Below are 10,542 nucleotides of genomic sequence, written 5' to 3' on the forward strand. Positions count from 1 at the left end.
CCCACCTTCGGTGTGCACACGCAGGGCGATCGCGGGCTACGCGCCCTCGAGGCTCGCGCGCGCGCGGCGCAGCAGGGCCAGCAGGGCGGCGCGCTCCGCCTCGGTCATGCCGCGCGTGGCCTGCGCGATCACTGCGCGCGCCTCGGGCAGCAGCGTCTCGCGCAGGCGCCGGCCGGCGGGCGTCAGGTGGACATGCACCTTGCGGCGGTCGTCCTCGCTGCGGGCGCGGGTGATCCAGCCGGCTTCCTCCATGCCGCGCAGCGCGATGACGGCGGTCGGTTCCTGCATGCCGATGCGGGCGGCGAGCGCGCGCTGGGTCAGCCCGTCCTCCTCCCACAGCACGCGGAGGAAGTACCAGGCGCCGGGCGCCACCCCGTGCGGCGCGATGCGGGCTGCGAGCGCGCGCTGCATCAGCCGGTTCAGGTCGCGCACCTGGAAGCCGAGGCTCTCCTCCAGCGGCAGGGGCGCGGCGCGGCGGGACATCTCAGTCGCGGAACCGCAGCTGGTGGTGCAACCGGACCTCGCGCCCGTCGCGGGTGGAGGCGGTGAGCGCGAGGCACGCCTCCAGCGTCGCCATCCCCCAGGCGCCGTCGTGCCGCGGCGGCAGGCCGAGCAGTACGGCGTCGCAGAACTCCTCCACCACCTCGCCGCGCGGCAGGGCGGGCAGCTTCGTGCGTTCCAGCGTGAGGCCGCTGTCGTCGTGGATCTCCACGCCCTCGGCGGTCAGGCGCAGGTCGGCATGCTCGCACTGCACCAGGACGAAGCCGAAATGGTGGTGGAAGTCGGGCGGCGCGGCGGGCGGCAGGCCGGGCGGCTGGCCGGTACCGCCATAGCCGCGGGCGATGCGGGCGGCGAGTTCCTCCTCCGGGCGCATGCTGGCCAGGCGGCCGCGCGCGGCGCCGGGCCAGGAGGGCGGCTTGCGCACCCCGGTCTCGCCGATCCAGTCCATCAGCGCGTCGGAATCGTAGCGGCCGTGGCCGGAATAGGTGGCGGTGGCGGCGGCGCCATCGGCGAAGGTGGCGACCGCGGTGTAGGCGCCGTCGGTCGGGCGCGCCGCGTCCAGCGCGAAGGCGCTGCCGCGGATGCTGGCGAGCAGCCCGCCGCCGAGCACGCGGATGACGTCGAGCTGGTGTGAGGCCTGGATCAGCACGACGCCGCCGCCGAGGGCGCGGTCGAATTCCTCCGGCCGGCGCGGGCGCCAGAGGAAATCGGTGAAGTTCAGCGCGTGGATCAGCCGCGGCGCGCCGACCTGGCCGGAGGCGATGAGCCGCCGGGCATGGCGCACCGGCCCGTCCTGCCCGTGGCTGTGGCCGAGCATCAGCACCGTGCCGGCGCGGTCCGCGGCCTCGATCATCGCCTCGGCCTCGGCGACGGTGACGGCCATCGGCTTCTCGACCAGCACGTGCCGGCCGGCGCGCGCGGCGGCGATGGCGTGGGCGGCGTGGTGGTGGTGCGGCGTGGCGAGATAGACCGCCTCGACCTCCGGATCGGCGCAGAGGGCCTCGACGCTGCCGTGCGCGGTGCTGCCGGGGAAGTCCTGCCGGAAGCGCGCGCGGGCCTCGGGCCGCGGGTCGGCGCAGGCGACGAGCTGCAGGCGCGGATGGTGCGCTAGCGTCGGCAGCCAGAGCATGAAGGCGCGGCCGAGGCCGGCGACGCCGAGCTTCAGGCGCCGCGTCACAGGTCCAGCACCAGCTCGTCGCAGCCCGACGCAGCGCGGGAGACGCAGGGCATGACCTGCGTGGCCTTCTCGTGCTCCATCAGCACGAGGTCGCGATGGTCGGCGACGCCGGCGAGCAGCGTGGTGCGGCAGGTGCCGCAGGTGCCGGATTCGCAGGAGGAGGGCACCGCGTGCCCCGCGGCGTGGAGCGCGGCGAGCATGGTGGTGCCCGCCGGCACCTCGACCGCCGCGCCGGACCTGGCCAGGCGCAGGCGGAAGGCGCGGTCGTCCGGGCGCGGCTGCGCGCCGCTGCCGAAATCCTCGAAATGCACGGCGGAGGCGGGCCAGTGGCCGGTCATGTCCTTCACCGCCTGCATCAGCCCGCGCGGGCCGCAGCAATGGACGTGGCGGCCCCTCGGCTGCTCCAGCACGGGCCAGAGGTCGAAGGCGCGGTCGGGATCGCCGCCGTCGTGGTGGATCACGACCTTGGACGTGTAGGGTGCCAGCTCGTCGCGGAAGGCGGTGTGCGCAGGGGAGCGCGTGAGGTACCACAGCTTCCAGGGCGGGCCGCCGGTGCCCTCGATCTCCTGGATCATCGCCATGATCGGCGTGATGCCGATGCCGCCGGCGATCAGCACCCGCGCGGTCGGCCGGCCCGAGAGGGGGAAGTCGTTGCGCGGTTCGGTGCAGGGCAGCAGGTCGCCTGCCCGCACGCCGTCGCACATCGCCAGCGATCCGCCCTGGCCCGTCGTCTCGCGCTTCACGGCGATGGCGTAGCGCGTCTCGTCCGCCGGGTCGGAGCAGAGGGAATAGCGACGCACCAGCCCGTTCGGGGTGCGCACCTTGAGGTGCGCGCCGGCGGTGAAGGGCGGCAGCGCGGCCCCGTCGGGATGCACCAGGTCGAAGCGGTGGATGTCCTCCGCGATGCGCGCGGCGGCGGCGACGCGCAGCGGCGTGAAGAGGTCGTCGGACACGGGCTCTCCCACGGCTTGCCAGGCGGGCAGTCGCGCGGATACTTAGGCAACTAAGCATTTGCCGGCAAGCGCGCCTTCGGCCGGCAGGGAGGACCCGCTATGCTCACCGCCGCCGAGAACGATCTGCTCTGCCGCGTCGAGGGCGACGCGCCGATGGGCAAGCTGATGCGCCAGCACTGGCTGCCCGTGTGCCTCTCGGAGGAGGTGGAGGAGCCGGAGGGCAAGCCGGTCCGCGTGCGGATCCTGGGCGAGAAGCTGGTGGCCTACCGCGATGCGGAGGGACGGGTCGGGCTGGTCGGCGAGTTCTGCCCGCACCGCAAGGCGTCGCTGGTGTACGGCCGCAACGAGGAAGGCGGGCTGCGCTGCCTCTATCACGGGTGGAAGGTGGACGCCGACGGCAACGTCGTGGAGATGCCGAGCGAGCCCCCGGAGGCCTGCGCGGCGGCGAAGTTCCGCCACGTGGCGTATCCGACCGAGGAGGCCGGCGGCTTCGTCTGGGCCTGGCTCGGCGAGCGTTCCGCGATGCCGCCCTTCCAGCCGCCGCCCTTCGCGCCCACGCCGGAGACGCGCGTGGCCATCGGCACCGCGCTGGTGCACTGCAACTGGGCGCAGGTGGTCGAAGGGCAGATCGACAGCGCGCATTCCTCCTCGCTCCACTCCTCCGACATGGTGCCGGCGCGGGTGGGGCGCGCGGGGGCGAATGCGAAGACCTGGACGCGGCCTTCCACCGACAAGGCGCCGCGGCTGCAGGTGCAGCTCACCTCCTACGGCTTCCGCTACGCGGCGATCCGCCGGCCGATCCAGAACGCGGCGACGCATGACTATGTGCGAGTGACGACCTTCGTCGCGCCCGTCACCAGCCTGATCCCGCCGAATGCCAGCTACAACGTGGCGCAGGTGACGGTGCCGCTGGACGACGAGACCTGCATGTTCCACTTCATCGCCTGGGGCGAGGGGCCGGACGTGCCCTCCACCGAGGCGTGGCGGAAGTTCCTGGCGCTGGTGCCCGGCGTGGACGTGGACCCTTCGCGCGGCTGGGCGCGGCTGCGCGTGCGGGAGAACGACTACCTGCAGGACCGCAACCTGATGAAGGCCGGCAACTTCACCGGCATCAAGGGCATCCCCGCGCAGGACATGGCGATGTGGGAGGGCATGGGTCCGATCGCCGACCGCACCAGCGAGCGGCTGGGTGCATCCGACGTGGCGATCGTGCGCTGGCGGCGGCTGATGATCGAGGCGGCGCAGCGCCTGGCGGCAGGCGGGCCGGCGCTGGGACGCGGGGAGCGGCAGGTGCCGCTGAAGGACATCGCGAGCTTCGAGGGCGTGGTGCCGAAGACCACGGACTGGCGGACGCTGGGCACGACGGAACTGGAGCGCGAATTGTTCGTGCAGGGCCCGACGGCGGCGGCCGCGGCGGCGGAGTGAGCATGTCCGACCTCTCTCTCTCCATCGCCATAGGTCCGTACGACCGCATGATGCCGCTGGTGCGCGGCGAGGTGCGGATCGATGCGGTCGATCCGCAATTCATGCTGCTGGAGCCGGAGGAGATCTTCTTCCGCGCGATGCGGCACGAGGCCTTCGACATCTGCGAGCTGTCGCTGTCCTCCTACAGCCTGCGCGTCGCGCGCGGCGACAGCCCCTATGTCGCGGTGCCGGTGTTCCCCTCGCGTGCCTTCCGCCACACCTGCATCGTGGTGCGGACCGATCGCGGCATAAGCTCGCCCGCCGACCTGCGCGGCAAGCGGATCGGCATGCCGGAATACCAGCTGACCGCGAATGTCTGGGCGCGCGCGATCCTCGAGGAGGAATACGGCGTCCACCAGCGCGACATCACCTGGGTGCGCGGCGGCTATGAGAGCCCGGGCCGCATCGAGAAGCTGAGCGTGACGCTGCCCGAGGGCGTGCGCGTGGAGAACGCGCCGGAGGGGAAGACCATCTCCGGCATGCTGGCGGATGGCGAGTTGGACGGCGTGATGGGGCCGCGCGCGCCCTCCTGCTTCGAGCGCGGCGACCCCCACATCCGCTGGCTGTTCGAGGACCCGACGGCGGAGGCGATCGCCTGGTATGGGAAGACGCGCATCTTCCCGGTGATGCATGTGCTCGGCATCCGCAAGGCGCTGGTGGAGAAGCACGCCTGGCTGCCGGGCGCGGTGACGAAGGCCTTCGAGGCATCGAAGCGCATCGCGCTGGCACGGCTGACCGACACCTCCGCCACCAAGGTCACGCTGCCCTTCGTGGAGGAGAACCTGCGCCGCGCACGGCAGCTGATGGGCGAGGACTTCTTCAGCTACGGCCTGGCGCCGAACCGCCATGTCTTCGAATGGTTCCTGCGCCACCACCATGCGCAGGGCCTGTCGGGGCGCGTGCTGGCGCCGGAGGAGCTGTTCCATCCGAGCACGCTGGAAGCGCACAAGGTGTAGCGGCGCGTCAGGCGCCGCCGACCAGCCGCCACATCCCGAGATCCACGCGGGAGAGCTTCTCGTTCGCCTCCAGCAGCACGGGGATGGCGGGCGCTGCGCGGGCCGAGAGCGCGGCGTGATCGCGCTCCAGTTCCTCCATCACCTCGGCGAGTTCCGCGCGGAAGGCGGCCTCGTTCACGGTGGTCAGGCGGCCGCCGCGCAGCACCACGCGGCCATCGACGATGACGGTCTGCACGCCGCGCCCGGTCTCGCAATGGACAAGCTGGCGCGCGGCGCTGGCGAAGGGCTGCCAGGCCAGGTCGTCGAGGTCGAGCAGCACGAGATCCGCCTTCATGCCCGGCGCGACGGCGCCGATATCGGGCAGGGCGACGGCCTGCGCGCCGCCGGCGGTGGCGGCCTCCACCGCGTCGCAGGCCAGCACGCCCGTGGGGTTCGCGTCGGCGCCGGAGGCGAGCAGCGCGAACATCTTCATCGCCTGGAACAGGTTCTGGCAGTCGGAGCAGGAGTTATTGTCGCAGCCCAGCGCCAGCCGCACGCCGGCGCGCTTCATCGCGACCAGCGGCGCGACGCCGTTTTTCAGCTTGAGATTGGAGACGGGGTTCAGCACCACGCCGGTGCCGGCCTGCGCCAGCAGCGCGATCTCGTCGTCCGTGATGTGGACGGCATGCGCGATGGTGGTGCGCGGCGTCAGCAGCCCGACCTCCGCCATGTGGCGGATCATCGAGCCGTCGGGGTAGATGCGCCGCGCCTTGGCCAGCTGCGCGCGCGTCTCGTACACGTGGGTGAAGACGGGCAGGTGGTAGCGCGCGGAGAGCTCCGCGATGCCTTCCAGCAGGGCGCGGCTGGATCGCTGCGGCCCGGAGGGGCTGAGCGCCCAGTGCAGCCGCGGCGGCAGCGGAGCGAGGCGCTTCAGCTGCGCCTCCACGAAGGCGAGGTCGGCCGCCGGGTCGCGCGGCGCGCCGCCGACCAGCGCCGCGACGTCGGGCGGCAGGTCCGGCGGCAGGAAGGGCGCGATGTCGAGGTCGGGCAGATCGCGCAGCGCGATCGAGAACACCACGCGGATGCCGACCTCGGCATAGGCCGAGAGGATGATGTCGAGCGTCTCCTCGTCCTGCGGGACGAGGCTGTTCATGTCCTGGATGGTGGTGATGCCGGCCTTCAGCGCCTCCATCGCGCCGAGCAGGGTGCGCGCGCGCAGCTCCGCCTTCGACCGCCGGCCCAGATAGGCGGGCTGGGAATGCAGCGCCCAGACGTCGAAGGGCATGTCCTCGAAGCGGCCCTTCAGCAGCGCGTCGTAGGAATGGTAGTGCGCGCTGACCAGGCCTGGGATCAGCAGCCTGCCCGCGCCCTCGATCATCTCGGCGCCGACCGGCAGGTCGAAGGGTGGGTCGTGGGCGGTGCGGATGGCGGCGATGCGGTCGCCGGCGATCAGCACGTCGGCGACGGGCGGCCGGTGCGGATCGGCGCCCGGCCGCAGCACGCGGGCGCCGCGGATCAGCAGCGCGCCGTCCGGCATCAGGTCTGCGCCGCCGGCAGGTCGCGGGCGCTGAGGCGGCGCGTCTCCTCCACGCGCGGCATCAACTGCGCAGCGGCGCCAGCGCCCGCTCCGCGGCGGGGGGCAGGAAGTCGCGGCTGAACACCTCGGCCGGGGCGGGGCTTCGCGGCAGCTGGAACACCTCCACCACCTGCGCGATGGCACGGCCCAGCCGCGCATCGTCGAGGTCGCCGGCGCCCAGCCGCACGGCTTCCTCGGTCGCGATCACGGTGCGGAAGGCGAACTCGATGCGCCGCGCCTCGAGATCGAGGTTGAAGGTGGGATCGACGCGCTGCATGGCCTGCACGCCGACCTGCGGGTTGCGGCCGCATTCCAGCATGGCGCGGTTGATCGCGCCGACCAGGCCGCGCACCTGCGCGGGCCGGTCGCGCAGCAGACGCTGCGAGACCATGACGCCGTTCGAGTAGATGTCGATGCCGTGGTCCGCGAAGAGGAAGAAGCGGAAGTCGCGGTCCGGGTTCTGGTTCAGCGCGAGCAGGTTGATGTAGGCGGTCACGGTGAAGACGGCGCCAATCTCGAAGCCGTCGCGCAGCAGCATGGGCTCCTGCATGGCAGGGGCGATGTTCATCACCTCGTTCTGCGCCAGGTTGAGGTTGTTCAGCCGCGCGAAGAGGGGGATCAGGCGCAGCGCCGGCGAGCCGGGGGAGCCGCCGATGCGGCGGCCCTGCAGGTCCTGGATGGTGCGGATGCCCGTGGAGTTCTTCACCAGCAGCGCGAAGGGCGCCTTGTTGTAGATCTGGTAGACCATCACCGGCTGCTCGCCGGGGCGGGCGGCTGCCTGCTGGATGATCGCGTTCATGTCGCCGAAGCCCGCATCGTAGGCATTTCCCATGATGCGGGTGATGGTGTTGGCCGAGCCGTCGCCCTGGTCGATCGTCACGTCGAGGCCGGCCTCGCGGAACCAGCCGCGCTCGCGCGCCAGGTAGTACCAGGCGTGGATGCCCTGGAAGCGCCAGTCGAGCGTGAAGCGGATGGGCGTCAGCGCCTGCGCCAGGGCAGGCGCGGCGAGCAGCGTGGCGGGCGCTGCGGCGAGCAGCGCACGGCGGGAGAGGGGCATGGCGGGCATCCTCGCGCAGGGTGTGCCCGGCAGCGTAGCAACCGCCATGCCAGAATATGACAAGATCGCAATGCCATGCCGCGCGCAACGCGGGATTCACGTTCCCGCCTTGCGCCCTGGGCTGGCGGGCGGCGTTCAGCCCCCGGCCGGGGCCGCGCGGGGCGGCTTCGGCAGCTGGCCGCTGACCTCGGCCAGCAGGGACCAGACCTTGTGCGGGTCCATGCGCGTATCGGGATCGTTCAAGAGCCGGTCGAGCTCGGCCAGCTTCGTCTCGATCTCGCGCTCGGTCATGGTGGCGGTCCTGCGGTGCGGTGAACGCCGGGCAGCCCTACACGGCGGGGCGGCTGCTCCGGGTTCATGACGCAGGAACGTGGCGGCGCGAAGGCGGTTGCGCGCCGCTTTGTCGCTCAGGGTGAGGAAAGGATCGCCGGCCCCAGGGCGGGGCACTTGGCGGCGGGATGGCTGGGGTTGCGGAAGCGCAGCTCCCCTTCCGGCGCGCCGTCCGGCGGCGCGATGCCGAACATCTCCATCCGGCTGCTGCAGGCCACGGCCACCACGCGGCGCGCCGAGGCTTCCGTCATCCAGCGCCGCGTCGCGCCTTCCAGCTCCATCCGCTCCCGCAGGGAGCGCCATTCGATGCGGTCGAGATCGTCCAGGAAGACCGCGAGGATCCCGGGATGCGTGCCGGACAGGCGCGACTCCGCGGCTTCGGCCATGCGGCGGGTGGCGGCGGTGGCGATCGCGTTCTCCCGCCCGGCGCGGGCGGCCATGACGAAGACCGAGCCGCTGTCGGGCGCGGAGGTCACGGCGAGATGCGCTTCCTCCCCGAACTGGGCGCGCAGCTGCCCGGGCAGGCCGCGCATGGCGGCCTGGGCGCCGGCCAGCACCAGCGGATCGAGCTTCAGCACGGCGTCAGCGCCGGCATCCTGCCGCTTCTCCGCAGCCAGCAGCGCGGAGATGCGGCGATGCAGCTCGGCGACCTGGGCGTCGCTGACCATGCCGTCCGGCAGGGTCATCTTCAGCAGGTAGCGGCCGGGATGGGCGGCGAGCCAGGTCTGCAGCTCCGGGTTCACGCGGTCCACCAGGGCGCACCAGTCGCCGCGATGCACCTGGCGGCCTTCCTCGGCCGAGACGGTCTCGCAGGCGACTTCCGCGGTGCGGCCGTCGCGGCTGATGGTGAGGTCCCAGGGCGTCTCCTCGGCCAGGCCGGTGAAGGCGACCTCGAAGCCCCGGGCGCGGTGCAGGGCGGCGGTCCGCAGCAGGTGGAACAGCGGGACGAGCGTCGCCTCCCCGGTCAGCCCGGCCTCGATGCGGGCGCGCAGGCGCTTGCGCGGGGCGGCGGGGAGGGTGTCGGCCAGCTTCACCGCCTCGGCGGCGAAGGCGGTCACGCAGCGCTCCGCCGGCGTCGCCTTGGCCAGCGCCCTGGGATCGGTCAGGCGGGCGAGGACGAGTTCCAGCGCATGGCGCTGCTGCGCCGCGCGGCCGGCGAGCGAGGCGGCGGCGGCACGGCGGCCGATCTCGGACAGGCGCCGCGTCCAGCGGCTGTCCCCGCAGAGGGCGCGGAAACGCGCCAGTTCGGCCGGATCCGGCCGGTGGTCGGCGAAGGGCATCGAACGACCCGGTTGTTGTGATGTTGCGGTGTTCCTAACCGCGCCGCGGGGGGCTGCGTCAAGCCGCTTCCGATAATGTCATGCTGCATGCGCCTTCGATGATGCATGCGCGCCGTCCGTCATGCCTCGCCCGTGTAGAACAGCGTCACGGTGTGCGTCGCCTCGGCGAAGATGAGCCAGCGTTCCACCAGCATGGCGGCGAAGGCGACCAGCGAGGCCGGCACCAGCAGCAGCGCCGCCCAGGCGCCGGCGACCGGCAGCGCCAGCACCGCCAGCGCCGTGGCCAGCGCGAAGCCGGCCTGGGTGAGCAGGCGCAGCTTCGCGCGATGCGCGCGGGCGACGCGGAAGCCCATCTCGCGCAGGAGCCAGTTCTGCTCGGTATGCGGCGGGTCCAGCGGGCGGGTGCGGCCGATGCGGCCGAGCCCCGTCGCGGATTCGATCGACGGGGAGGCGGGCGGCCGCGGCGCGTCGATGCTGTCCCAGTAGGCGCGCTTCAGCGCGATGGCGCCGCCGCCGAGCAGGGCGGCGAGCATGGCCGGCGGCCGCGCCTCGCCCCACAGCGCGGCCAGCGCGGCCAGGATGGCGGCGCCGCAGAAGGCGGCGAAGAGCAGGTAGCCCCAGGGCACCATCGGGTGATGCCACTGCCGCACGGTGCGCAGCGAGGCGTAGATCATCCCGGTGCACCACACCGTCGCCACCGCGCCCGCCGCGCCCAGAAGGCCGGCGACCAGCGCGAGCGGGCCGTGTCCCAGCAGGATGGCCAATGTCAGCACCGCCATCGGCACATAGGTCGCCAGCGCCGCCACGCCTTCGCGCGACAGCCAGGAGGAACGCCATTGCAACAGCGCCCGCCAGGCGCGCTCCGGCCGGCCGAGATGCAGCAGCGAGGAGAGCAGCCCGACGGTGACCAGCGCGAAGACGAACTGCATCACCACCAGCTCGAAGGACCAGGAGTCCGGCAGCACGCCCAGGGCACGCAGCAGGCCGAACCAGAACAGCAGGCCGTAGCCGGCGCCGGAGGCGGTGGTGAAGAAGACGATGCTGGGTGCGGGATTCATCGGGCGGAGCGGTGTCCTGGCGCTTGCGGGGCCGCGCGGGTCCGGCCCCGTCCGGCCTATCAAGCGCCGGGCGCGCGGTCCATCCCACCGCCGCGCGCCGCCGCGGCATGACGATTGCTGCGCCCGTCGCGGCCGGCCGATGGTGCGCTCGGCCCAGCGCCGGAGACCGACCATGCCCCAGACCGAGAGCCGCCCGCCCGCCTGCCGCCCG

10 protein-coding genes are annotated in these 10,542 nt (G+C 72.8%); 2 read left to right on the plus strand and 8 right to left on the minus strand.

All coding sequences use genetic code 11. The features are described 5' to 3' along the window. Window positions 1-36: 36 nt before the first annotated feature. The 3 genes from OZN99_RS17185 to OZN99_RS17195 are packed head-to-tail and all read right to left on the minus strand — an operon-like array spanning window position 37 to window position 2,631. On the minus strand, window positions 37-483 hold the full coding sequence (locus OZN99_RS17185) for a MarR family winged helix-turn-helix transcriptional regulator (protein ID WP_270936488.1): 447 nt from the start codon (window positions 481-483) through the stop codon (window positions 37-39). A gap of 1 nt (window position 484) precedes the next feature. Then, complete coding sequence (locus tag OZN99_RS17190) at window positions 485-1,678, minus strand: Gfo/Idh/MocA family protein (RefSeq protein WP_270936489.1); 1,194 nt, start codon at window positions 1,676-1,678, stop codon at window positions 485-487. Further along, the gene (locus tag OZN99_RS17195; protein ID WP_270936490.1) at window positions 1,675-2,631 is read right to left on the minus strand and encodes a PDR/VanB family oxidoreductase; all 957 of its coding nucleotides are present in this window, start codon (window positions 2,629-2,631) and stop codon (window positions 1,675-1,677) included. Before OZN99_RS17195 ends, OZN99_RS17190 begins: the two co-directional genes overlap by 4 nt. A gap of 99 nt (window positions 2,632-2,730) precedes the next feature. Between OZN99_RS17195 and OZN99_RS17200 the strand changes: the two genes are divergently transcribed. Beyond that, entirely contained in the window at window positions 2,731-4,056 is a 1,326-nt protein-coding gene (locus OZN99_RS17200) for a Rieske 2Fe-2S domain-containing protein (RefSeq protein ID WP_270936491.1), read from the plus strand. Window positions 4,057-4,058: 2 nt separating this feature from the next. Next, on the plus strand, window positions 4,059-5,051 hold the full coding sequence (locus tag OZN99_RS17205; RefSeq protein ID WP_270936492.1) for a PhnD/SsuA/transferrin family substrate-binding protein: 993 nt from the start codon (window positions 4,059-4,061) through the stop codon (window positions 5,049-5,051). Between the two features lie 7 nt (window positions 5,052-5,058). Here OZN99_RS17205 and OZN99_RS17210 read toward each other — a convergent pair whose 3' ends face one another. From OZN99_RS17210 to OZN99_RS17230, 5 genes are all read right to left on the minus strand, one after another. Then, entirely contained in the window at window positions 5,059-6,567 is a 1,509-nt protein-coding gene (locus OZN99_RS17210) for an amidohydrolase family protein (protein WP_270936493.1), read from the minus strand. 61 nt (window positions 6,568-6,628) lie between these two features. Then, window positions 6,629-7,663, minus strand: coding sequence for an ABC transporter substrate-binding protein (locus OZN99_RS17215; protein ID WP_270936494.1), 1,035 nt, complete (start codon window positions 7,661-7,663; stop codon window positions 6,629-6,631). Window positions 7,664-7,798: 135 nt separating this feature from the next. Then, window positions 7,799-7,954 carry a peptide chain release factor 1 gene (locus tag OZN99_RS17220; RefSeq protein ID WP_270936495.1) on the minus strand — a complete coding sequence of 52 codons (156 nt, stop codon included), beginning with the start codon at window positions 7,952-7,954 and terminating at the stop codon, window positions 7,799-7,801. 116 nt (window positions 7,955-8,070) lie between these two features. After that, on the minus strand, window positions 8,071-9,273 hold the full coding sequence (locus tag OZN99_RS17225) for a hypothetical protein (RefSeq protein ID WP_270936496.1): 1,203 nt from the start codon (window positions 9,271-9,273) through the stop codon (window positions 8,071-8,073). Window positions 9,274-9,392: 119 nt separating this feature from the next. Further along, a complete protein-coding gene (locus OZN99_RS17230; protein WP_270936497.1) occupies window positions 9,393-10,331 on the minus strand; it encodes a dimethyl sulfoxide reductase anchor subunit family protein in 939 nt (312 codons plus the stop codon). Window positions 10,332-10,542: the final 211 nt, after the last annotated feature.

Source organism: Falsiroseomonas oryzae, from assembly GCF_027856955.1.
GTDB lineage: Bacteria > Pseudomonadota > Alphaproteobacteria > Acetobacterales > Acetobacteraceae > Falsiroseomonas > Falsiroseomonas oryzae.